The organism is Trichocoleus desertorum AS-A10, assembly GCF_039962155.1.
Lineage (GTDB): Bacteria > Cyanobacteriota > Cyanobacteriia > FACHB-46 > FACHB-46 > Trichocoleus.
On sequence record NZ_JAMPKN010000005.1, the window covers coordinates 108,265 to 131,908 of the forward strand.

The window sequence follows — 23,644 nt, forward strand, 5'->3', positions numbered from 1 at the left end:
CTAAAGTATGTCTGGCTTTGCTAAGGCTCAAAGATGGCTTGCTGCCGTTGCTCTCAGTTTTGGAGTTACGCTCACAGCAACTCATCAGCCTATTTTTGCAGTTCAACCCCTGCAACCTGTTACTTCATCTGTTTCGCTACCGACCTCCCTCGGGCTTGACGACAAAATCTGGCCTCAAGCAGGCCAGCCGGGGGATCGGGCAGCTTTATTAGCGGCGATCGACCATAGTTTGGCCTATCTCCAAACTCCTAAAGCAGCGGCAGATTATCAGAAGCATTCGGTGCCCGGAATTAGCCGCGATCGCGTGCGTCGCAGTCTAGTTAGATTTCGCCAGTTGGTGATAAAGTCCCGCTCTGCAGCAGAGCTAAAGGCAGCCGTGCAGCGGGAGTTTGTTTTGTATCGAGCCGTGGGCAAAGACAACCAAGGCACTGTTGCCTATACAGGTTACTTTGAGCCTACTTATACTGCTAGCCGTGTCCGTACAGATGAATATCGCTATCCTCTATTTCGGGTACCGCCCGGTTTAGCTGAGTGGTCTAAACCTCAGCCAACCAGGGCTCGATTGGAAGGAAAGGATGGGCTGCAATTTGCCAAGGGGCCGCTGAAGAATCTGGAGTTGGTTTGGTTGCGCGATCGCCTAGAAGCATTTCTGATTCAAGTGCAAGGTTCGGCTCGCCTGCAAATGACGGACGGCAGCACAATGACCGTTGGCTTTGCGGGCAAGACCAATCATCCTTACACCGGAGTTGGCCGCGAGTTAGTCAAAGATGGCAAGATGCGTCTGGAAGACCTAACACTGCCTAATTTGCTGGAATACTTTCATCAGCATCCTGAAGACCTCGACGTTTATTTGCCACGCAACCGCAGTTTCGTGTTCTTTCGAGAAACCTATGGTGCAGCGGCAACTGGTAGTTTAGGCGTGCCCGTAACGGCTGAGCGATCGATCGCAACCGACAAATCTCTCATGCCACCCGGTGCTCTAGCTTTGATTGACACCCCGCTGCCCCAGCCAAGTGCGGCTGGCAAATTAGAACAACGCCCCGTGAGCCGCTACGTCTTGGATCAAGATACGGGAAGCGCCATTAAAGGCCCAGGACGAGTTGATATTTTCATGGGTACAGGGGTGAAGGCAGGCGATCGCGCGGGCCTGACAAATTCAACGGGTCAACTCTACTATCTATTACTGAAGCAGTAACCCTATTTCTACCTACTGCTGTTGAGGTTGTACCCTGTCTATAGAAGCGTCTCACTTTCAAAGATAGGCAAACGAGCTACCCATCTCTACATTGCCATTGCTATAAGACACTGCCCTTAAATCAGTAAGGCGTCTAGACAGAGACCCAAAGCCTGCAACAGTAGCGCCTATGGAAGCATCCTTTGAAATTACACTGCTGATGATCATTACAGTCATCGCAGGCATCAGTGCTCAGGTGATTGCCGAATTTTGCAAAGTGCCGAGCATCGTTTTCTTGCTCCTTTTTGGCATTCTGCTGGGCTCTGATGGTTTAGATATCTTGCACCCAAATTTGCTCGGCACTGGGTTAGAAGTGATTGTCTCACTCTTCGTAGCGCTGATTTTGTTTGAAGGGGGACTCAATCTAGAGCTCGGAGAGCTGGGTCGAGTTTCCGGGAGCCTCCGCAACTTAGTGACAATCGGCACTCTGATTACCTTAGTCGGTGGTGGTATTGCGGCTTATTGGCTAAGTGAATTTCCTTGGCCGATCGCGTTTCTTTATGCCTCTCTCGTGGTCGTCACTGGACCTACCGTCATTAGCCCCCTGCTGAAGCAAGTACAGGTTGATCGTCAGGTGGCAGCGTTGCTGGAAGGCGAAGGCGTCCTGATCGATCCGGTGGGAGCTATTTTGGCTGTGGTAGTGCTCAACATCATTCTCAACGGTGATGCCGACCCAGTTTTAGTATTTAGTGGCTTAATGCTCCGACTGGGCATTGGCGGTGGTATCGGTTTGGTGGGGGGTCTTTCACTAGGCTTTGTGATTAAACGAGCCCGCTTCTTATCAGATGATCTCAAAAACTTAATCGTTTTAGCGGGGCTCTGGGGCTTGTTTGGCTTGGCGCAAATGCTCCGAAGTGAGTCAGGCTTGATGGCAACAGTGGCCGCTGGAATGATGTTACGAGCATCCTCACTGCCGGAAGAACGCTTGATCCGACGCTTCAAAGGACAGTTGACCACGTTGGCAGTTTCGGTTTTATTTATTCTGCTCTCAGCCGATCTTTCGATCGCTAGTATTTTCGCTTTAGGCCCAGGTGGGGTACTCACAGTCTTAGTCTTGATGTTCGTTGTCCGCCCGCTCAACATCTGGCTCTGTACCTCCTGGAGCAGCAACCTGAACTGGCGACAAAAACTGTTTCTATGTTGGGTAGCTCCTAGAGGCATTGTGTCCGCTTCGGTTGCTTCCTTATTTTCCATTTTGCTGACCGAACGCGGGATTAACGGGGGAGATGCGATTAAGGCCTTAGTTTTTTTGACAATCCTTATGACCGTCTTTGTTCAAGGTCTGTCTGCGGGTTGGGTCGCTCGCTGGCTGGGCATCACCTCCACTCAAGCGACAGGTGCGGTCATTATTGGCTGTAGTCCTCTCAGTCGTCTTCTGGCGCGCTTATTTGATGAACGCGGTGAAGCTGTAGTCTTGATTGACACAGATGCTGAAGCCTGTCGTTTAGCAGCAGAGGAGAATGTGCGGGTTTTTGTTAGCAGTGGTCTAGATGCTGGAGTGCTAGAAGAAGCAGGACTAGGCTCAGTTGGCACCTTTCTGGCTATGACCAACAACGGTGAAGTGAATGTGGTGCTCGCACAACGAGCCGCCGAAGAATTTCATCCGCCTCGCGTTCTCGCTGTTTTCCCACGCGATCCTCAAGCGAGTGCTGTTAATAAGAGCCATAAAGTGCATCAAGCTTTTGTTCCAGAGCTCCCCATCAAAGCTTGGAACGACTATTTGAGCAGCGGTGCAGTCAAGCTGGGCGAGACGATGCTACGGGATGAGGGTTTTGCTTTTCAGCAGGCTCATCTGCAAGCTTTGATTCGCTCCGGTGAGCTGATTCCAATACTCCTAGAGCGCGATGACCATTTGCAAATTATGCCTGCCCAGGAAGAGTGGGAAGCGGGCGATCGCATCATTTATCTATTACATGACCCTCGGCCTACCTTGCTAAAGTTGCTATCTGGCACAACCCAGCCTCGCCTCACCTTAGAGAAATTAGCCGCAGTAGAAGAAATTCCGGCTCCCGAACCTGCCTTAGAAACTCCTGTCTTGGTAGAAGCCCAAGTAACGCCTAGGGAGACAGAAGTTGTACCACCTTCTATCTCAAGTTAAGTGAGATTAGATAAGAGGTTTAACTTTTAAGACAATTCCGCATCTAGATTGGTATTTCCAACATCAGCCTGCTTAGCTTCTTTTTCTTGAAACAACAAGCTGACTAGGTGAATGACCGCGAGCAAAACGGCTCCAATAGCTAGCAAGTAGCTGTGCAAAGTGTAAAGATGCTCCACCGTAACTGTGCTGACTGAACCACCTGTCAAAATTTCGCGTAAGGCAGGTCCAATCAAGGGGATGGCTTGGATGGTTTCTAATTCAATCTTGAAGCGCCAATAACCAAGTTGGCTCCAGCTCAAGATCATAGCGGTCCAGCCTAAGGCGATCGCCGTCAAAGTCAGCAAAATACCGCTAATCCAAGCTGTTAACCAACTGGAGCGAAAACGCTCTCCGAGAAACATCACCACAATTTGGATGAGGGAAATAGCAATGAGGCCATTGCCAGCTACGCTGTGCAGGTTTTGAATCAACCAACCATTCGTGACTTCAGTGTTAATCAATCGCAAGGACTCGTAAGCACCGCCCGCCGTAGGTTCGTAATAGAACGCGAGCAAAATTCCTGTGATCGCTGCTATGAGACTCAAAGTCAAAACAGCTACAGCCAAAACCGTAGCGAGTCGCCGCCAAACTACCGCGTACTGCACGTTTTTCATGGCTCGTTAATGTGTAGTTTTGTTAACTCTTAAATTAACAAAGGATGCCAGAATCAGCCACTCTATCGCAGGTCGCAGAACTGGAAAATTATTTAGATCTCAGGACTTATCGCCAACGTTCAACCTAGCTCGTCATCGACTAAGCGTAAGTAACGAGCAGCGAATATGTCAGACTCAGAAGAGACTATTGCAAAGGATGAATTGGTGACTGCTGCATTCGCAAACTCAACTGAACCTGCGATCGCCGAAATTGGAACCTTGTATGGCATTGGCGCGGGTACAGGCGATCCAGAACTTCTCACGCTCAAAGGGCTACGCCTACTAAAGCAAGCATCAGTCGTTGCTTTTCCAGCAGGAGTAAAAGGCAAACTCGGCATGGCTGAGCAGATTGTGGCTGAGTGGTTACAGCCCCATCAAGTGCGCTTAGCCCTAAATTTCCCCTATGTTCAAGATACAGATACGCTGACTCAAGCATGGCAGCAAGCCGCCAAGTCGGTTTGGCCCTATTTACAGCAAGGCCAAGATGTAGCCTTTGTTTCTGAGGGGGATGTCAGCTTTTTCAGCACTTTCACATATCTAGCTCAAAGTTTGCAACACCTCTACCCAGAAGCTAAGGTGCAGACCATTCCAGGGATTTGTTCTCCCTTAGCTGCGGCGGCGACTTTAGGTATTCCTTTGACCATGCAAGCGCAGCGGCTCGTGGTGCTACCAGCGCTGTACCATGTATCAGAATTAGAAACCGCGCTGCAATGGGCAGATGTGGTGGTTTTAATGAAAGTTAGTTCTGTGTACGAACAGGTATGGGCCATTTTGCAGCAGCAGCAACTTTTAAATCGTAGTTATGTGGTTGAGCGAGCCACGTTGCCAGAGCAGGTAATTTATGCGAATCTGAGCGATCGCCCTAACCTCCAACTGTCTTACTTCTCACTGCTGATTGTGCAAGTTACAGCCCCTAGTCTTGTTGGTAGTTAATTCAGGTGGTGTAGGCAACTTTTAGCGCCACTATAATGTCTTCCCATACAGCCCATCGTGGGCCCATCGTGGTATTACGTGCAGTTTTAAGCCGCTCATCCTTACAATCATGAGCCAGTTAAAGTTTAAGGTCCTGAGGCTAAGATTTGAGTGCGTGCTTTTTTAGTACCAAACGAGATGTCGGTTGTTGATGCTTGAGCGGAGCGGATTGTCACGGTTATGTCTTACTGGTCCTTGATTAAGTCTCTGCCCGAAGTATTGCGCCAACCCAGCGGGATTGCAGCTATTGCTTCCGTCGGGGTTCACGGGCTGCTCTGGGTTGTTCTACCTGTTTTACCTCTATCCTCAAAAACCACCGAATCTGAGGCGCAAAGACCTGTAAAACTGGTGGAGCTGACGCCAGCAGAACAAGGCCGTTTACCCAGCTTTGCTACCCCCCAACTTTCCTTGCCTCCTCTGCCCAAGACCACAAACCTATTTCCATCCCTGCCGTCCCTACAGTCGTCCAACTCACTGCCTAGCTCTAGTTCGTCCCCCTATAATCTTCCCCTCTTCGCACCGCCCCCTTCAGGCTTTTCTTTTTCTCCGTCCGTGCCCCTACCCGCTCCTTTAGGGCTTCCCACGACTCAAATTCCCATTCCCGATACGCCAGCCCCTAGAATCTCGGAACCCGCTCAATCTTCCAGACCTACGATCGCCTTTCAAGATCAACCGGGTCTAGACGCGATTCAGCAGAATTCTCAGGCCTTGCAATCCCAAAATCTACCTCAACTGCCACAGCTAGAAGCCAGCGCTCCTGAGACAATCAATTTCCCACCCACAGACCTTAGCCCCTCTGAGCCAGTAACTCCACAGCCCCAGCCTCCTAGCAACTCACCAGAACAAAACACTCCTCCAGCTACAACTCAGGCTCCGCCTCCAGAGACGGAGCAGGCTGCTGCCCCAAACACACCTCCCCCCGCCCCTGGCCCCCGACCAGATAAAATTCCTGCTGAGGCGATCGCGAGACTGCGAGAAGCCCAACAAAGGCAGCAAGAACTTTATGCTTACGACGCAACAGGTACCAGCAACGAGGAAGCCTCCGGTACTTTATCGGATTGGACTGAGGAAACCTCACAATCAACAGGGAAAGACTTTAAGCGTTTAGAGTTAAAACCGAGCTACCCAACAGCAGCCTGTCCCCGGAAGTTAAACGGGCAAGCGACGTTTGGCGTTGTCGTCGATGCTGATGGCAAAATTGTGGGTGAACTTGCTCAGATTCAAAGTGCTGGCTACCGACTGCTCAACCAAAAGGCCGAAGAAGCAGTCAGAGCCTACGAGTTTGAGGGAACAGGTGAGTCTCAGCCGTATTTAGTCAGCCTACCGTTTAACTACAGCAGTGATACTTGTGCTGATATCCCTTCAGAGGAAGCACCCCCTAGCTAAGTTTTTGTTTGAACTTGTGTAACAAATTTTGTAAGTTTGTTCCAGGTAGCTTAGGCTGCTTCAGCAGATATGGCTTTAGACCGTTCGTTTACAAAGCAATTAACCGCTGCGGCTGACCAACTGTTTCACTACTTGGAGCAGTTTAGTCAGGCGAAGGTTCTTGTGGTGGGAGATTTAACCCTAGACGAATTTCTCACAGGTCAAGTAGAGCGGATTTCTCGTGAAGCTCCGGTGCTGATTATTCGGCATGAAAATACCAGGCAAGTTCCGGGAGGCGGCGCGAACGCGGTCTATAACTTTGCTCAGTTGGGAGCCCAGGTCAAGGCGGTAGGGCTGATTGGCAAGGATGAGCAAGGACAGGTGATTCGCGAGATTTTCGCCAGTGCTGGGATTGATACTCAAGGAGTCTTAGTCGATGCCCAGCGTCCCACTGTGACTAAAACTCGCATTTCTGGGCATGCTCGTCAGTCAGTAACGCAGCAGATTGTGCGGGTCGATCGCAAATCGGATGAGCCACCAGACCTAGAGTTACAGCTCCAATTAGCGCAGTATATTCAGCAACATCAAGACACCGTAGATGCGGTTGTTTGTTCAGACTATGGGGATGGCACTCTCACCCAATTAGTAGCTGCCGCCGCTTTGCAGCATCCTTGCACGATTGTGGACGCTCAGAAAGAACTGAACCGCTATCGAGGTGCCCTGTTGTTTACGCCCAACCTGCCAGAGGCAGAGCAAGCCGTTGGTTATGCGATCGCGACTCCCCAGGATTTGAGTCGAGCGGGACGTGATCTTTTAGACTTAACTGAGGCCCAAAATATTCTAATCACCCGTGGGGAAGCAGGTATGACCCTGTTTGAGCAATCAGGGGGGGAATCTCATATTCCTGCTTTTAACCGCACTGACGTATTTGATGTCACTGGGGCAGGCGATACTGTCGTAGCAGCTTTAACCCTGGGGTTAACTGCAGGAGCATCGGTATGGGAAGCCGCTGTTCTAGGTAACTTAGCAGCCAGCATTGTGGTACGGCAGTTTGGAACTGCTACAACCACTACCTCTGAAATTAAACTAGCCTTACAAAATTTACTGAACTAAGTAACCTGGAGACAACAAGCGACATGACAGAGACAGGCAAAGGCACAGCAGACCAAAACTCTCAGCGCCGTCATCCCCGCCGCATTATTATCACGGGAGGGGCTGGGTTTATTGGCTCCAATTTTGTCCATTACTGGTGCGATCGCTATCCAGAAGATCGCGTGATTGTGCTGGATGCGCTGACCTATGCTGGCAATCTGCGGAACCTGGAAAGTTTAGAGGAGCGGCCTAATTTTCGCTTTGTTCAAGGAGACATCTGCGATCGCATGTTGCTAGATGCCTTACTGAAGCAAGAAAAAGTTGATGCGATCGCTCACCTTGCTGCCGAATCCCATGTCGATCGCTCGATTCTATCGCCTGGTGCTTTTGTCCGCACCAATGTTGTGGGCACTTTCACGCTTCTAGAGGCGTTTCGTCATCATTGGGAAGCCCACCAAAAACCGAGTCACTATCGCTTCCTGCACGTCTCTACCGATGAAGTTTATGGCAGCTTAGGCTCTGACGATCCAGCTTTTAGCGAAACCACTCCTTATGCTCCAAACAGCCCTTACTCAGCCTCCAAAGCAGGCAGTGATCATTTCGCCCGCGCCTACTACCACACCTACAACCTGCCCACCCTCATTACTAACTGCTCCAACAATTACGGTCCTTACCACTTCCCAGAAAAGTTGATTCCCTTAATGTGTATCAACATTTTGCTGGGCAAGTCGTTACCTGTGTACGGTGATGGTCAAAACGTGCGTGACTGGCTTTACGTAGAAGACCATTGCCGCGCCTTAGACACCGTGATTCACCAAGGGCAGCCAGGAGAAACTTACAATATTGGCGGCAATAACGAAGTCAAAAATATTGACCTAGTTCACATGCTGTGCGACTTGATGGACGAGCTGGCCCCCGACTTGCCTGTGCGTCCTTGCCATCAGCTGATTACGTATGTCAAAGACCGCCCAGGGCACGATCGCCGTTACGCCATTGATGCCAGCAAGATTAAAACCGAGCTGGGTTGGACTCCCCAAGAAACTGTTGAAAGAGGCTTACGCAAAACTGTGCAGTGGTATCTAGACCACCCCAGTTGGTGGCGACCTCTGCTCTCTGAGGAATATCAAGCCTATTACCGCAAAGTCTACGCCTAAACCTACTTGATAGCTGCGTAGACACAAAATTTTTGATCTATTGTAGGGGCACCCACAAGAGATGCCCTCAATGGTGAAAAGGCACCCACAACATCCGCAACGGGTGCCCCTACCAGGCGTTGACATGTAGGCGTTGAGGTTAAGTAACTGCTCCCAGGGGCCAAGTGGTCACAAGGAAGACAATCACAGCTCCCAAGGCTAGCAAACCTTGAATTAAATTACCGATTAACGAACCGACGACAATCCCAATGCCAGCTTTGACAGCTATGACAAAATCTCGTCGATAAATCAACTCACCCACGATCGCGCCTAGCAAGGGACCAATTAAAATTCCCAACAATGGCCCACCAAAGGGCAACGCAGGTAGCAAGCCAAAAAAGCCGAGCAGCAATCCTACTACTGCACCAATTTGGCCCCACTTACTGGCTCCAAAGCGCTGGGCTCCCCAGAAGCTCGCCAGAAAATCTACACCCATGCTGACCACCAGCACCCCGATCGCCACCACTAAGGGAACGGTCACTGTGCTAAATCCGTGGATAACACCCCAGATCACGATGGCAGCCACAATCAAGCTGGTGCCTGGGATAGCTGGGACCACGGCCCCAATCACTCCAAGCACCATTACAGCCACAAGCAGCCAATAGAGTACGGTCATAGTTTAAGCGTGAGGTTGAGCAACTTCTAAATAGTGACGGATAAATGATGAGCGAGAGTATTGTCTAGCTTGTCGGCGATCGCCTCCACCCAGTTTTCGTCCTGCTTGGTATAGCTGCGCGGAGCATTGGCGGCCAGGATCAAAGCTCCTTGATTGCCAATGGGTTGGCAAATAATACCTTGGGTATTTTCTGGCAAATAGTCAAACTCAATGCGTCCAGGATAAGCTTTTACATCGACTAAATAAACGGGTTTTTGCTTCTCTAAGACCCGTTGCAGAATCGGGCCTGGCGTCACTTCCGCGTTGGTCGCCAAAATTCCTCGCCGCAGTAAGACGCGCCCCTGATACAACACCACCAGCGATCGCGTCACGGTATTAGTGAGCAAAATCTGAGAGGCCCAAGCCAGTTCCAGCCGCACCGATTCTGGCAGGCTTGAAGCTAGTTCCAGTCCTTCTTCACCAACTAACTTCACGGCATCGGGCGATCGCGGTTGAATGCGCTGCCACAGCAACCCAGTTAGAATCAATAAGGCACTGAGAATGACGCCTAAAGCGTCAGAACGAGCTTGAGCATCCGTTAAATTGGGCGTAAGCAGGCGATTCACCAGCAGTAACGTCCCTGCCAAAGCGCCCACAACAATGGGTAAACGACGTAAAACTTGATTTTGGTCGGGTTTTGCCATGCCTTGGGGCCTGATTCTATCTATTCACCATCGTAATAGATAGAATGTTTCCGTCTTGGTTTTAGCTTCAGCCGTGTGGAGGCAAATCAGTAGTGCTGGAATTAGTCAGCTCTGGGTTGGTTTCGCTTTGGTTCAAAATGGCCCAAGTGCCACAACCCATCAATCCCGACAGCTTGCTTGCGTCTTGGAATACACCTGGCCTAGTTTTTTCTGCTCAACCTGACCCAGCAGGCGAAGCCACTGTGAAACAGTATCTGCAAGGTCTGAGCGCCACAGGGCTGACTGAGACGACCCAAGGGGTTTGGGTGCAAGTGGGCTACAACCTGCTGGCCAATCACCAAGGAACGCAACCCTTACCTGCGGCTTCTTTAACTAAGGTCGCGACTTCTTTGGCCGCACTAGAAACTTGGGGGCCTGCTCACCAATTTGACACGTTGATCGGGGCCACGGGACCGATTCAGAACGGAGTGTTACAGGGAGATTTGGTAATTCAGGGCAATAACGACCCTTTCTTTGTCTGGGAGGAAGCGATCGCCCTCGGCAATACCCTGAACCGCATGGGCATTCGTCAAGTCACAGGCAGCCTAGTAATCACTGGCAACTTTGCCATGAACTATGAAACTGATCCTTTGCTAGCAGGAACGTTGCTAAAGCAAGGGTTAAATGCCCAACTGTGGTCCGAGGAAGCCAAGGCACAGCACCTTAACTTACCCAAAGGCACCCCTCAGCCTCAAGTCGCGATCGCGGGCGATGTGAAAGTCGCTACCTTGCCGATCCCTAAGCAAATTGCTTTGCTACGGCACCAATCCCTGCCGTTGGCACAAATCCTCAAACAGATGAACATCTACAGCAACAATCCGATGGCTGAGATGTTAGCTGCTTCCGTGGGAGGAGCACCTGTCGTTGCCGCTCAGGCTGCTAAAGCTGCGGGGGTGCCACAAGCAGAAATTCAACTGATTAATGGCTCTGGTTTGGGGCCAGAAAATCAAATTTCCCCACGGGCTGTTTGCGCCATGTTTATGGCGATTGAAAATTACTTGAAGCCTCAGCAGATGAGTGTAGCTGACTTGTTTCCCGTCTCTGGTCGCGACGGTGGTACGCTCGAAGACCGCAATATTCCTGTCGCCTCAGTCGTTAAAACTGGGACGCTTTGGGATGTGAGTACTCTGGCAGGAGCCTTACCTACTCGCGATCGCGGCTTAATTTGGTTTGCGATTTTGAACCGAGGCGAAGACCTAGACGGGTTGCGGAATCGCCAAGACCAACTGCTGCAAAATTTACTAGAGCAGTGGGGAGCTGATCAATCGGTCGTGGCTAAGATTGCTCCCAACAGCGCACCAGGCTCTAATACACCGCTCAATTTCTCAGCTCCAGCCTCCAGTAGTGAACCTGCGGCTACTCAGCTAATGAGAACTGCAACTGCTCCTAGCAATCCCAAGGCAGCATCACCGACCCTGCACCAAAAGTTTCAACTAGGCGATGATAGGCGCAATCAAATTTTGTTTAAGGTCCAGGTTTGAGGTTCGAGCTTAGGGAATAATTTCCGTCACTACTCGTCCACCACTCACCACAATATTTTGGTCTTGCAAAGTTCCTGAAGCTTTGGGGCCTTTGAGGTTAAAGGGTGGATTCGCTTGGCTATAAACCACATTCCCTGTGGCTTCAATTTGCTGCGTCGGGATATACCAAGTGAGGTTGTCTGCTGCTAGTTGGGATTGGTTGCGCTGTCCGTTTCCTTGCACATTTCCCGTTAGGTAAAAAATTCGCGGCTCCAGATTACCACGTCCTTGATTGGCCGTGATAGCGACCAGTTGCTCCCGGTGCAACACATCAACTCGTTGGTCGGAAACTACTGTTTGGTCGTTGAGGTTCCAAACTAGCGAATTGCTGGCAATTTCTAGTGGTGGGTCAGCCACAGACAGTTTAGCGTTCTGTTTCAGCGTCGCGACCTTGTTTTTTAGCTGCACTTCGGCTTGGTCGGCTACAGCGCGATCGCTCACGACAGTCCCCACATAGCGATCGATTTGGACTGGCTTATCAACCACTACTAACTGCTTAGCAATTTCCCAAATCAAATGCTCGCTCTTAAAGCCCATAGCAGGATCTTTAGACATAGCTGCTACCTGACCAAAAAACTCCATCCGCCGCGCCCGACTGTATACTTTGGCTTCTTTGGCCGTAGCTTGGAATTGGGGATGAGTACCCGTGATGTTATTACGAACTAGCAAAAGATCGATTTTGGGCTGCCATTCCAGCTCATTACCCTTAACGATCGCCCCACTTTGGATGTCAGTAGCGACAATTTGCCCTTTCAGCAGGATGGTCTGGCCATCTTTTCGGACTTCACCACTCTGAGCCTGAATTTTGTAGACCGCTTTGCCATCCTGAAACAATTCCCCCGCAGGGCTTTGAACGTTAGCAATTTTTTGGTCTTTACTGTAGCGTGCTTGCTTGGCTTTGACTTTCCATAGCAACTGACCTTTTTCGTCTACCTGCTCTAGGGTGACATCATTAAACGTCAAGTTGTTATCAAAATTCTGCACCGCAGAACTATCTTGAGCCAGCTTATCAACCGTTTGGCTTTTCTTGGGTCCCCCACAAGCACTGAGACTCACCAGCAAGATCAACCACACAAGCTGCGAGGAGTAAATTGGGTGTCGGCGCAAGCTAGAGGGTCTCAAGCGAGGCAGCAGTGACATCAGCATTCTCAAAGTGTTCAATACCAGAATTGACTATACAGTAGGCTTCTGGTTCCACTCTAGACGCTGATGCACTTTTCTCGCGATCGCCTTTTAACAGCAGTAAAACGATGGCCTCATCCAAGATGGCCGTTTCTCAGCCATTAACGCCGCGCCGAGTTGGCAGTTACTCTACCGCTCCTCTGGCTCTTCAACGATGCTAATACCGGAGAGGGGCCGATAGGTATAGCTTTGTCGCGGTGTTTTTTGAATATCTTCTTTAATGTTGTCCAGATCAATATAGCGATCCGACACGTTGATCAAGCTATCACTGGTCATGGAGCGGAGGCTGACCACTTCAACCCGCACACCTCGGTAACTAACGGCATTAACCGCGTAGGCTAAGTCACCATCGCCACTCACCAAAACCGCCGTATCGTAGGAATCGACCAAGGCCATCATATCTACAGCAATTTCTACATCCAAATTGGCTTTTTTAGAACCATCTGGCAGCTGCACCAAATCCTTAGAGATCACTCGGTAGCCATTGCGACGCATCCACAACAAAAAGCCTTGCTGTTTTTCGTTGGTGCGATCGACTCCTGTATAGAAAAATGACCGTAATAAGCGAGAACCCGCCGTCAGACGACAAAGCAGTTTGGTGTAATCAATTTCAATCCCTAACTGCAACGCGGCATAAAACAGGTTAGAGCCATCAATAAAAATGGCCACTCGACCCCGATTCTCTAGAACTTGTTCTGGGGTGAATACAGTATTGCTTTCTAAATTGTTCAACATTGTTGTTATACCTCTTTTTTATTATGAAAAAAATTGATGTTTCATTAGTTCACCTATTGATGACCGTAGCACTGTTTGCTAACACTGTCTGCTTAGACTGACCTTAGATCACTGCTTCCGGAGCCTCTAAGCGTTGAAACACAGGTTTAGCGTCACCTAAGGATTGGTTACCAGGTAGTATTCCCCAGGTAGCATGGGTCACAAACGGCAGCGAAACATCAATTAAACTTCGATCATTAAAATCTACAGCAAACCCGAGCTGCTGGTAGATGGCACCACTGACATTCGGAATGATTGGCGACAAGAGATAAGCGGCAAGCCTGACCGATTCTAGAACTGAATAGAGTACTTGCTCGACTGCTTGTTGCTCTCCTCGCTTATAGAGACTCCAGGGAGCCTGATCATCAATAAATTTGTTGCCCATTCTCACCAGAGCCAGAATGGCTTCACAGGCTTCACTGAAGGCTAAGGCTTGGTAGGCTTGGGACGCGCGATCGCCTAGAGTTACGCCAATTGCCTTCAACGGATGATCAGCAGCAACCTCTGCGCCCACGACAGCGGGAACCTTGCCACCGCAGTACTTATAGACCATCTTCAAGGTCCGATTTAGCAAGTTGCCTAAGTCGTTGGCTAAGTCAGCATTCAAAATATTGATGAAACGAGTTTCATTGAAGTCGCCATCTCGGCCAAACTCGATTTCCTTGAGGAAATAGTAACGCACTGCGTCTGAGCCATACCGATTAACCAACGCCACCGGGTCGATCGTGTTGCCCAAGCTTTTGCCCATTTTTTGACCGTCTTTAGTCAAAAAGCCATGACCAAACAAGCGCCCTGGTAAGGGCACCTCGGCTGACATCAGCATGGCAGGCCAATAAACCGCATGAAAGCGTAAGATATCCTTGCCAATCAAATGCAAATTGATCGGCCACCAATGGGCTAAGGCATTTTCTAGGGTGGGTTCGCTGTCCGGGTCCAGCAAAGCCGTTACATAACCTAATAAGGCATCAAACCACACATACAGGGTATGACCAGGATCGTTGGGTACCGGAAATCCCCAGTCTAAATTGACGCGAGAAATCGAAAAATCCTTTAGCCCTTGGCTCACGAAACTGAGCACTTCGTTACGGCGAATTTCTGGCTGAATAAAATCTGGTTGCTGTTGGTAAAGCTCTTCTAATTTTGTTTGATAGTTCGATAGCCGAAAAAAGTAGTTTTGCTCGTCGCGCCACTCTGTTTCGCGTTGGTGAATGGAACAACGATGACCTTCTAATAAATCTCGCTCTTCTTTGAATTCTTCGCAGGAGACGCAGTACCAACCTTTCTGTTGGCCTAAATAGATGTCGCCGCGCTCCCACACCCGTTGAAAGAACTCTTTGACAATGGCGGCGTGACGTGGGTCAGTGGTACGAATAAAGCGATCGCACTGGACATTGAGTTGCTGCCAGAGCTGAGAGAACCCAGCTGAAACTTCATCACAATGTGCTTGCGGCGATCGCCCTAGCGCTTCAGCCGTACGCTGGATTTTCTGCCCATGTTCATCAGTACCTGTAATTAGTAAAACTGATTTACCTTGCAATCTTTGAAAGCGCGCAATTACATCTGCGGCGATCGTGGTGTAAGCGCTGCCAATATGCGGTAAATCATTTACATAATAAAGAGGTGTTGTAAGAGCAAATTTTTCTTTATTCGTATCGATAGAAATCATGGAAGAGAAAAATACAATACACTAAAGCCGTTTTTAATCATACATGAGCACCTGCAAATAAGTCCTTTATTTGCTCTTTGATCTAGGCTAATTAGCTTTAATTAATAAGTCTAGAATCAAACAAAAATATAATTAAGGTGACAAAGCTGAAGTTACTTACTATCTTAACCGTAAACTTTACTTAAAATAGGTTACAGAACCTTAAATCAATCGAAACAAAGCAACTATACCTTGCCACTTTACGCGACAAGGAGTTCTAGCTCGTAAGCGGATTAAGTTTTCAGTCTGCCTCGTTGGGTAGAAGCAGCAGGGCTAGCCGCAACTCTTTACTTAACTAGACTCGTTAGTTTCTACTCTAAGACATGTGTCAAGTCGAGTAAAGCAATGTTAACACTGTCATTAAGTAAGGATTGAGGCGTTTATTTTCTCCGATGTCTTCAGATAGCCCACTGCAAATTTCTCGCTGGCTGCTAACTGCCTTAGGAACTCGCATGTTTCTCTACCATGAGAATTTGGTTCCTCGGAATAGCGCTGTCTTGGTAGTGAGCAACCACCGTAGTTTTATGGATGCTCCGATCCTGATGGCCGCAGTTAATCGCCCCATTCGGTTTGCTTGCCATCACTATATGGACCAAGTGCCAGTGATGCGGGAGATCGTCAAACTATTAGGCTGTTTTCCTTTAGATTCGCTGGAACATCGACAACAGAGTTTCTTTCGGCAGGCTAGTCAACTACTCCAGTCCCCTCAAATGATTGGTGTGTTTCCTGAAGGAGGAGAGCCTATGGTGCAAGAGACTCATCCCCAAAAAACTGGAGAGTTCCATCGAGGCTTTGCTCACCTGGCTTTGCGGGCTCCGATTCAGAATTTGGCCGTGTTGCCTGTCGCGATCGCTTCCTGCGAGGAAAGCAATGGTGCAGGGGTTCCGCTGAAATTATTAAGCCTGATCGATCCGTCAGAGCCTTTATTTGACCAAAATGGTTGGCATCCTTTGGTAATCTACCATCGGGTCAACGTCTTCATTGGTCGGCCACACTGGGTCAAAACCTCCGAACGCCAACATTACCGAGGCAAGGATGCCAAAACAGTTGTTGCTGACTTAACCAACTACTGTCACACCGAAATTGACCAGTTACTTGCTCAAGGCTGCTATTAGAGCCGCCTACCTGAGGCTGCTCAACGCTCCAGCTTGAATTTACTGATTCTCATCTCCCTCAGAAAATGCAGGAAGTCAAGAGCCAAATCTGTTTTCTCACGCCCAGGCGGCTGAATCCTCACCATTCCCTGTTTGTGTTCCTACCGGGTATGGATGGGACTGGGCAACTTTTGCGATCGCAGACTTCAGGGCTAGAAACCAGCTTTGATATCCGCTGCTTAGCCATTCCTCCCGATGACTTAACCAACTGGGATGTCTTAGCCACCAAAGTCATCAATTTGATTCAAGAAGAAATTGCCAAACAGGAGCAACCACGCGCGGTCTATCTCTGTGGCGAATCCTTCGGTGGCTGTCTAGCGCTTCGAGTTGCCACTCAAGCTCCTCACCTTTTTGATCGGTTCGTGCTCGTCAATCCAGCTTCGTCCTTTAAACGGCGGCCTTGGATTCAGTGGGGTTCATCTTTGACCCGTTGGCTGCCAGAAACTTGGTACCAAATCTCATCGGTAGGATTGCTGCCGTTTCTAGCATCCTTTGGGCGCATACTACCGGAAGATCGCCAAGCGCTGCTCACGGCGGTGCAGTCAGTCCCACAAAAAACTTCCATCTGGCGTCTCTCTCTGCTCAATGAGTTTGACATTGCCGATGACCAACTGCGTTGTCTCACGCAACCTGTTTTACTTTTAGCCAGTGCCGCCGATCGCCTGCTACCTTCCTTAGCCGAGGCAGAGCGCTTAGCAGCAGTTTTGCCAAACGTCACAACGGTGGTTCTACCCGATAGTGGTCACGCCTGCCTTTTAGAAGCAAATGTCAATCTTTACGAGATTATGCGTCAGCATAATTTTTTGATGTATCAAGATGACCTGACTTTACCAGCCTCTATTTCAGGTTTGGGTGTGCAGTCCTAACTTTTAAGCTAAAAATCTGGATCTGCTTGGCAGTAGACTGAAGTTCATATTATGCGAGGATTGAGGCAGGTTAGTCTGCTACTACCTCAACTAGGGTGTATTGCTGGACTTCAAAGCGCAAGCTCAAGTGTCGGTCATGGCGATCGCATCAACCTCTTAAAGCTTGGTGTGGCTCTCGAATTCACCTCATTCCTGAAGGGAGAAAATATTCATGAAACCAATTCACTTTTCGCCTAAAGTGCAATTTTTTGGTAAATCCCTTCTGGAAACCGCAAACTCTGCTCAACAGTCGCTAGAATGATGGAAACTCAGTGCTCCAGATCACTGGCCAAGTTGCTGGTAAGAAGTTACGTTTGCCCCTCAGCAGCATTGACGGTTGAAACCATGATGTCTTTCAGCAGCTCCTCCACACCTCCTGGCAAACGGCTTCATTCGCGCTCTCGCTGAATTATTCCTTAACAACCTTGGATAATGACTGTAACAGGTACCATCCATCTCCAAGAACGTTTCCAAACTACTCTCTTCCATTTGATTCAGGCTCAACTTGCTAAATTTTCAAATCACATCAATCAAGGGCTACCTGCTATTAACTGCACTTTACAAGCAGGCAGGCAATAACTCAGAAATGCTCACTTCCAATTACCCATTGGACGCCTTCAAAGTCAGCCAGAACCGCTGTTAGGTTTGGGTGCTTCACGTTGAAGGCGACAGCATTGATTCGGGTAAAGCTACGGCAATTGATTAAGTATTCGAAGAGTTAGGTGCTCAGGAGAAACCAAACATGCTACACCGCAAGATCTATCAGCTCTGTTCAGATGGTCGCGAAGTCTGGATCTTCTTGCGGGACCAGCAGCGCTGGATTGAACGCGCACGCATTCTTGACATTGAGGGAGATTTGGTTACGCTCCGCTACGAAACTGAAGAAGAGGATGAAATGTGCTCCTGGGAGGAGATGGTGCGGCTAGAAAGCATTGGTGCTGTGACCCAGAAGCTAGCCACAGTCCCCAGAGGCGATGTCGAACCTTTAGTTTCCGATGACTGTCCTGAAGCGGAACAAATTCGTAATCATCCTGATTCCAACCCAGACTAGGACCTAACCTGATGTAGGTTTCTGATCAACTTTAAAACAGACTTTAAGGCAGGCTCCTCAGCCTGTCTTTTGCTTTAAACCACTGCTAATCCCTGGTTGCCAGCTTACCTGCGCACCTGATATATCGCCTTAGTTGAGTTCTGGTTCGTCGTCACTGTTTGGCCCTTCTAGATCTCCTGTCAAGGTGTTGCTCAGAGGCGAGCTAGAGCTAGGGGACTCAGGGTGAATGGGCTCAAAAACAGGGCAGTACCCTTCAGGGGCAACTTTGAAGTCGAACAGAGGCGAAGTTTGATTCCAGCACCGCTGACCTCGGTAGTGCTGACAGTTGCCACAACAATCTAGCGTCACTGGAGCAGGGCGATCGCTACCTTGGGTCAGCAGCTCCCATTGAGGCAAACCACGTAGTACGAGTTCCTCCCCCTGCCAACGAGCTTCAATCAGACCCGTATCGGCAAAATTGTGCCATCGAGTATCCACCGTGATGGCATCGGGTAGCGTAATAGTAACTACAGTGCCTAGCTCGGTTAGCTCACCCTCGTAACTGGTTTCGGGTGCGGCAGGTTGCAAAAACGTTTCGCCGACTGGCAACTCAACTACCGTGCCTGATGCGGGGGAATGTAGGTGATAGCGGTTATGCAGTTCATCCAGACTAGTCAGATCAGATAAATAAGTAGGAGAACTGTGTACAAACACCACATGCTGGGGCCGTAAATTGTGGATTAGCTGGGTAGTGCCTGGTCCATCGCAGTGGTCAGCCAGCAGGTAGGTTTCTACGGCTAGGCGACCCGCTCGGATCTCGGCTTGCAGTTTTTTTTCGACTGCCCTCGACTGCGACAATACCAATTGACGATGACGCTGCGATCGCTCAGCTAAGGATGGCTCGTCTGACGATGAGTGAATTGTGACTAACTGTTGGGGCAGCATTAGTAGCCAAGGGCCATTTCCAGGACGGCAGTACTGGCTTAAATCGGCAGTTGCGTCGGTGAGAATAATACAAGGAGGTTGTAAATCCCCGGTTCTCAACTCCTCAGCGGTGCCGATAGGATCGGTGTGCAGGCGTCGTACTCGTGGACGAACTCGCTCATCCCAAAACAAAGGTTGATGTTGAGCAAAATTCTGCACAGTCGTAGGCAGATGGGGCAGCAATTGAATATAAGCATCACAAGCCGCCGCCACAGTGCCACTGACCCAAATATTGAGGTCACGCCCCGTGAAGTGGTGATGGCTCCGTAGCAACATCAGCAACTCTTGCCCTAAGCCTAAAGTAGGCGTAGGCAGCAACACAGAATAGCCCTCTGTAATGGCTTGGCTGACTCGTTCGGCTAACTGATTTTCTTGCTGACGCCGACGTGGATGCCGCGAAGTTCCATAACTACCTTCAACAATCAACACGTCAGGCCGCAACCCCCGTAACTCTTCCAGCGGAAACCCTTCGACTAAACGAGAATTAGAGAGGAAGCAGTCTCCTGTGTAAAAAACCGTGTAGGTACGCTGTAGTGTGGTGTAGGTGAGTAAGAATGCTGCGGCTCCTGGAAGATGACCTGCGGGCCATAACTCAGCCGTCAGCCCTTCTTGAAACTCAATCGGCGATCGCCACGGCAAGGCTTGGCAGAAAGGTGGAATCTGAGCTGGATCTAGCTCTGGCCAGTTGAAGGGCAACAATTCGGTAGTAACTTCGCTAGCATAGATAGGAAGTTGTGGAAACGCCTGATGCAGCGCTAAGAGACCTCTGGCATGGTCTAGGTGGGCATGTGTGCATAACACCAAATCGGCAGGCAGCGAGCGAGCGGCATCTACGACCAGAGGCGAAACATCTTGCAGACCGCAATCTAGCAAAATCCGATAAGGTCCCATCCGTACTAGTAAGCAGACGCCTTCACCTGCTTGACCAGCACCATAGGGCAAACATTCCAGCTCAACCACGTCCGTATTACATCTCCGTAGAACCCAAAATCAGAGAAGTGTGCCGGATTGTCCGAGGGCAACCACTATTTCTTTAGCCACAAAAAATTAGCATGGTTGCAAACGTAGGGCAGATATAGCAAAACCTGGGTACTAACTAGGGAACGCTAAAAACCCCAATTCCATACTTCTACCCTCAGCTTAGGGCAACACACTCTGCCCTTACCTTGATGCTATCTCGTGCCAGTAAAACGTGAATTAAACCAACTTTATAGCAGCTAGCCGCTATTAGTGAGCGGAGCCATTCCCATGGTAGTCGTCTGAATCGTAAAAGCCGTTTTGGGTGCCAAAAAATAGGCAGGAAATGGTAAATACAACGGTGAGAACGGCCAAAATTAATTTAACGTCCATATTTATAAACCAGGTAAACAGCAATATCAGGCTTAAATTCAGTAACTTATGGAATGTGAAGTAGGAATTCAGTGACCAAACTTGACGGCATTGTAGAACAAACCAATCAAGATCTTAGCGATCGCAACATTTTTGACACAATCTCCCCAAGTTCGATTTCCACTGCCCAGTTTATTCAGCCTGCTTGGCTGGCTCGTCCTTCTACAGAGGTAGCCCCCGATCTCTTAGGCTGCACCTTGGTTAGACAAACTGCGGATGGTACCGTGTTGCGTGGCTTGATTGTAGAAACAGAAGCTTATGCACCCGGAGATCCTGCTTGTCATGCCTACCGACGACAGACCACTCGGAATTCTGTGATGTTTGGTCCCGCAGGGCTGAGCTATGTTTATCTGATTTACGGCATGTATCACTGTCTGAATGTGGTCACTGATCTAGATGGCGTCCCTAGCGCTGTATTAATCCGGGCTTTGCAGTTGGATGCTATGCCCCCGGGAATCAACCCGCTCAAAGAACGCAAACTAGATCGAGTAGCCGCCGGACCCGGAAAACTTTGCCGTGCCTTCCAAATTGACTTAAGTTTGACGGCTTTGCCATTCGCCCTAGGGCAACCCCTCTGGCTGGAGCATCGTCACCCTAACTGGCAACAAGATTTTGAGCAAGGGGCGATCGCGTTGGTACAAACCACCCGGATTGGCTTAACTCAAGGGATTGATCTCCCGTGGCGCTGGTATGTCAAACAGTGCCCTGCCGTCTCCAAACTCTAGAGTTTGCGCCTTCTAAAGCACCACTTCTTCTCCTTGCTCTGTAAAACGAACAGACTCAATTTTCCACTGCGGATTGGTAGTCAAGGTTTTATTGACTGCCCCCAGTAAGGCCAATTGCTCACAGCTAGAGAGCGACTCTAGTTGCCGTTTCGAGCTTGGGCTGACGCGCAGATCCACAGTCGCAACCCGACTGTCTGGATCAACGCTGACCCGGTAGCCTGTCAAACTAAAATCAGCAGTATCCCATTGCGCTAGGGTTTTACTAACTGCTGCCTCCATCGATTTCTGAGCTGACACCGTTACTTTTTGCGGCACCAAGTTTTGGCATTGACCATCCACCTTGTAGATTGTCACAGGGACTGTATTTTGAGTCTGAGCCGTTGTGGTTGCCGCCACGGTTTTAGTGGGTGCATTTAGCGGTTGGCTGCGAGCGGCTAGAGATGGAGTTGCTGAGGAAGGGCTAATTGTGGGGGTTGGCGTCGCTCTTGGAACGGAGGCGGCTGGTTGAATGGTTGAGTTCGCTGCGGTGGAGTTGGGCAGAGATGATCGGGTGCGATCGCCTTCTTCGCTGGGATGCGTGTCACAACTGCTGATGCCTAAACACAAACTACCAGCCAGCAAAAATATTAAAGATACTTTATAAAATTTCATCATCTTCTTACCTGTGATTCCATAAACTTCAACCGGACTCTACCGCCAGAAGCAGGAGAGGGTTAGCATAGAACGTAGCGATACCTGGTTTGGGTGTCGATGTTGAGTTTTATTGATTCCATGGACTCTAGTCCATTCCCTGGTAGTAGATATCTCCTCTAGCCTGGTGGCGTAAGTCTCCCAGCGCGGGGGAGACGTAGGAGGTTGTATGCTAACTCAGGAAAACCGTGCCTTGCTGTCCGATATTGCGGACTTAAACCAGCTCAAGTCTGAGCTGAATCAGTTACCTGCTGTGGATGTGGGGGACTACATTGTTGAACTCCCTCCTGAGCGGCGAGCGATCGCGTTTCGGTTGCTGAGGAAAGATCAAGCCACCGATGTTTTTGAATATCTCCCCTCTGAAGTGCAGGAAGAGTTGATTAATTCCATGCACGGTACCCAGGTCTGCCAGATCGTTGAATCGATGCGACCCGACGATCGAGCCGAGTTGTTTGACGAGTTGCCTGCTGGCGTGGTCAAGCGGCTCTTGCAACAGCTCAGCCCTACGGAACGCCAAGCAACAGCGACGATTCTAGGCTATCCCGAAGGCACTGCTGGACGGGTGATGACCACCGAGTATGTGCGGTTACGCCAAGGATTAACCGTCGAAGAAGCCATTCGCAAAATCCGCCTGACTGACCAAGACAAAGAAACGATTTACTACGCTTATGTGACTGACAACAACCGCAAACTGGTGCAGGTTGTGTCACTGCGCCAACTTCTCTTTTCACTGCCCAATGTCCTGATTCAGGATATTGCTAGCGATCGCGTCCTCAAAGCTCGCACCGAAATGCCTCAAGAAGAAGTGGCGCAGTTGATGAAGCGCTACGACCTGCTAGCTGTGCCTGTAGTCGATCGAGAAGACCGCTTAGTAGGCATTGTCACGATTGACGACGTGGTCGATATTTTGGAAGAAGAAGCCACGGAAGATATTCAAAAGCTGGCTGGGGTAAGTGGCGGAGATGAAGCAGCCTTGTCGGCTCCCCATGTCACAATTCGCAAGCGCTTGCCTTGGTTAATGGGCAACATTGTGCTTTACGTAGGTGCAGCCAGTGCGATCGCTCCTTTCCAAAAGACGATTGCGCTGGTGCCTGTTCTGGCTGTGATTATGCCAATTTTGTCTAACGCTAGCGGCAACGTAGCAATTCAAGCTTTGTCGGTTACCGTTCGAGGTTTAGGGGTGGGTGAGGTCACACCAGATGACACATTGCAAATTCTACGCAAAGAAGTTTTAGCTGGCTTGGGCACTGCTGTAGGCTTAGGTCTATCCCTCAGCCTCCTCTCCCTGATTTGGTCTCCCCCAGATGAACGCTGGGTGGCTTTGGTGGCAGGAACGGTAATGGCGATTAATGTTTTCATTGCCGCCAGCTTAGGAACAGTGCTGCCAATGGGCTTGAAACGGCTAAATCTAGATCCCGCCTTGATCAGTGGGCCACTGCTCACTACCCTGCTAGATGCAGTCGGCTTTCTCACCTTCCTGACCCTAATTTCCATCGCTCTACAAGTTTTCAAGTAAAGCTGGATACGCAAAGCTCTTAAAGTTTTGAAGCAGGACAAGCACGAGAATCGTCCTGATTGGTCTGCCGATGTAGCTCTAGCTCC

General features: G+C 49.6%; 21 protein-coding genes. 12 read left to right on the forward strand and 9 right to left on the reverse strand.

Annotation, left to right across the window (positions count from 1 at the left end):
• Positions 1 to 7 precede the first annotated feature (7 nt).
• Together mltA and NDA01_RS10140 are read left to right on the forward strand one after the other, a co-directional pair.
• Complete coding sequence (gene mltA / locus NDA01_RS10135) at positions 8 to 1,195, forward strand: murein transglycosylase A (RefSeq protein ID WP_348227851.1); 1,188 nt, start codon at positions 8 to 10, stop codon at positions 1,193 to 1,195.
• Positions 1,196 to 1,364: 169 nt separating this feature from the next.
• Positions 1,365 to 3,332 (forward strand): cation:proton antiporter, encoded by a 1,968-nt coding sequence (locus NDA01_RS10140; protein ID WP_348227852.1) that lies wholly within the window; start codon positions 1,365 to 1,367, stop codon positions 3,330 to 3,332.
• A 26-nt stretch (positions 3,333 to 3,358) separates the two neighbouring features.
• Here the strand turns inward: NDA01_RS10140 and NDA01_RS10145 are convergent, their stop codons facing one another.
• A complete protein-coding gene (locus tag NDA01_RS10145; protein WP_348227853.1) occupies positions 3,359 to 3,985 on the reverse strand; it encodes a cytochrome b N-terminal domain-containing protein in 627 nt (208 codons plus the stop codon).
• Positions 3,986 to 4,189: 204 nt separating this feature from the next.
• Here NDA01_RS10145 and NDA01_RS10150 point away from each other — a divergent pair, with 204 nt between their 5' ends.
• From NDA01_RS10150 to rfbB, 4 genes are all read left to right on the forward strand, one after another.
• Positions 4,190 to 4,957 (forward strand): precorrin-2 C(20)-methyltransferase, encoded by a 768-nt coding sequence (locus NDA01_RS10150; protein ID WP_348227854.1) that lies wholly within the window; start codon positions 4,190 to 4,192, stop codon positions 4,955 to 4,957.
• Between the two features lie 219 nt (positions 4,958 to 5,176).
• Positions 5,177 to 6,382, forward strand: coding sequence for an energy transducer TonB (locus NDA01_RS10155; RefSeq protein ID WP_348227855.1), 1,206 nt, complete (start codon positions 5,177 to 5,179; stop codon positions 6,380 to 6,382).
• A 69-nt stretch (positions 6,383 to 6,451) separates the two neighbouring features.
• A complete protein-coding gene (gene rfaE1 / locus NDA01_RS10160) occupies positions 6,452 to 7,474 on the forward strand; it encodes a D-glycero-beta-D-manno-heptose-7-phosphate kinase (RefSeq protein WP_348227856.1) in 1,023 nt (340 codons plus the stop codon).
• Between the two features lie 23 nt (positions 7,475 to 7,497).
• The gene (rfbB, locus tag NDA01_RS10165) at positions 7,498 to 8,607 is read left to right on the forward strand and encodes a dTDP-glucose 4,6-dehydratase (protein ID WP_348227857.1); all 1,110 of its coding nucleotides are present in this window, start codon (positions 7,498 to 7,500) and stop codon (positions 8,605 to 8,607) included.
• A 139-nt stretch (positions 8,608 to 8,746) separates the two neighbouring features.
• Here rfbB and NDA01_RS10170 read toward each other — a convergent pair whose 3' ends face one another.
• Entirely contained in the window at positions 8,747 to 9,262 is a 516-nt protein-coding gene (locus tag NDA01_RS10170; RefSeq protein ID WP_348227858.1) for a DUF456 domain-containing protein, read from the reverse strand.
• Positions 9,263 to 9,288: 26 nt separating this feature from the next.
• Complete coding sequence (locus NDA01_RS10175) at positions 9,289 to 9,945, reverse strand: cofactor assembly of complex C subunit B (RefSeq protein WP_348227859.1); 657 nt, start codon at positions 9,943 to 9,945, stop codon at positions 9,289 to 9,291.
• A gap of 92 nt (positions 9,946 to 10,037) precedes the next feature.
• On the opposite strand from NDA01_RS10175, the gene NDA01_RS10180 reads away from it, so the two are divergent.
• Complete coding sequence (locus NDA01_RS10180; protein ID WP_348227860.1) at positions 10,038 to 11,465, forward strand: D-alanyl-D-alanine carboxypeptidase; 1,428 nt, start codon at positions 10,038 to 10,040, stop codon at positions 11,463 to 11,465.
• A gap of 9 nt (positions 11,466 to 11,474) precedes the next feature.
• On the opposite strand, the gene lptC is transcribed toward NDA01_RS10180, so the two are convergent.
• The 3 genes from lptC to metG all read right to left on the reverse strand — a co-directional run bounded on the left by lptC (position 11,475) and on the right by metG (position 15,126).
• On the reverse strand, positions 11,475 to 12,644 hold the full coding sequence (gene lptC / locus NDA01_RS10185; RefSeq protein ID WP_348227861.1) for an LPS export ABC transporter periplasmic protein LptC: 1,170 nt from the start codon (positions 12,642 to 12,644) through the stop codon (positions 11,475 to 11,477).
• A gap of 171 nt (positions 12,645 to 12,815) precedes the next feature.
• A complete protein-coding gene (locus NDA01_RS10190) occupies positions 12,816 to 13,421 on the reverse strand; it encodes a LabA-like NYN domain-containing protein (RefSeq protein WP_190438321.1) in 606 nt (201 codons plus the stop codon).
• 103 nt (positions 13,422 to 13,524) lie between these two features.
• Complete coding sequence (gene metG, locus NDA01_RS10195; RefSeq protein WP_348227862.1) at positions 13,525 to 15,126, reverse strand: methionine--tRNA ligase; 1,602 nt, start codon at positions 15,124 to 15,126, stop codon at positions 13,525 to 13,527.
• A gap of 431 nt (positions 15,127 to 15,557) precedes the next feature.
• On the opposite strand from metG, the gene NDA01_RS10200 reads away from it, so the two are divergent.
• The 3 genes from NDA01_RS10200 (at position 15,558) to NDA01_RS10210 (ending at position 18,275) form a co-directional block, all read left to right on the forward strand.
• Positions 15,558 to 16,280, forward strand: coding sequence for a lysophospholipid acyltransferase family protein (locus NDA01_RS10200; RefSeq protein WP_348227863.1), 723 nt, complete (start codon positions 15,558 to 15,560; stop codon positions 16,278 to 16,280).
• Between the two features lie 65 nt (positions 16,281 to 16,345).
• On the forward strand, positions 16,346 to 17,185 hold the full coding sequence (locus NDA01_RS10205) for an alpha/beta fold hydrolase (protein WP_348227864.1): 840 nt from the start codon (positions 16,346 to 16,348) through the stop codon (positions 17,183 to 17,185).
• A 781-nt stretch (positions 17,186 to 17,966) separates the two neighbouring features.
• Positions 17,967 to 18,275, forward strand: a complete 309-nt coding sequence (locus NDA01_RS10210; protein ID WP_190438310.1) for a DUF6679 family protein — start codon at positions 17,967 to 17,969, stop codon at positions 18,273 to 18,275.
• 129 nt (positions 18,276 to 18,404) lie between these two features.
• On the opposite strand, the gene NDA01_RS10215 is transcribed toward NDA01_RS10210, so the two are convergent.
• Both NDA01_RS10215 and NDA01_RS32205 read right to left on the reverse strand, forming a co-directional pair.
• Positions 18,405 to 20,198, reverse strand: coding sequence for an MBL fold metallo-hydrolase (locus tag NDA01_RS10215; RefSeq protein ID WP_348227865.1), 1,794 nt, complete (start codon positions 20,196 to 20,198; stop codon positions 18,405 to 18,407).
• 267 nt (positions 20,199 to 20,465) lie between these two features.
• Entirely contained in the window at positions 20,466 to 20,588 is a 123-nt protein-coding gene (locus NDA01_RS32205) for a DUF8629 family protein (RefSeq protein ID WP_255527350.1), read from the reverse strand.
• 71 nt (positions 20,589 to 20,659) lie between these two features.
• On the opposite strand from NDA01_RS32205, the gene NDA01_RS10220 reads away from it, so the two are divergent.
• Positions 20,660 to 21,352 carry a DNA-3-methyladenine glycosylase gene (locus tag NDA01_RS10220; protein WP_431193363.1) on the forward strand — a complete coding sequence of 231 codons (693 nt, stop codon included), beginning with the start codon at positions 20,660 to 20,662 and terminating at the stop codon, positions 21,350 to 21,352.
• Between the two features lie 12 nt (positions 21,353 to 21,364).
• On the opposite strand, the gene NDA01_RS10225 is transcribed toward NDA01_RS10220, so the two are convergent.
• Entirely contained in the window at positions 21,365 to 22,006 is a 642-nt protein-coding gene (locus NDA01_RS10225; protein WP_348227866.1) for a sporulation/spore germination protein, read from the reverse strand.
• Between the two features lie 205 nt (positions 22,007 to 22,211).
• Between NDA01_RS10225 and mgtE the strand changes: the two genes are divergently transcribed.
• A complete protein-coding gene (gene mgtE / locus NDA01_RS10230) occupies positions 22,212 to 23,558 on the forward strand; it encodes a magnesium transporter (RefSeq protein ID WP_190438307.1) in 1,347 nt (448 codons plus the stop codon).
• Positions 23,559 to 23,644: the final 86 nt, after the last annotated feature.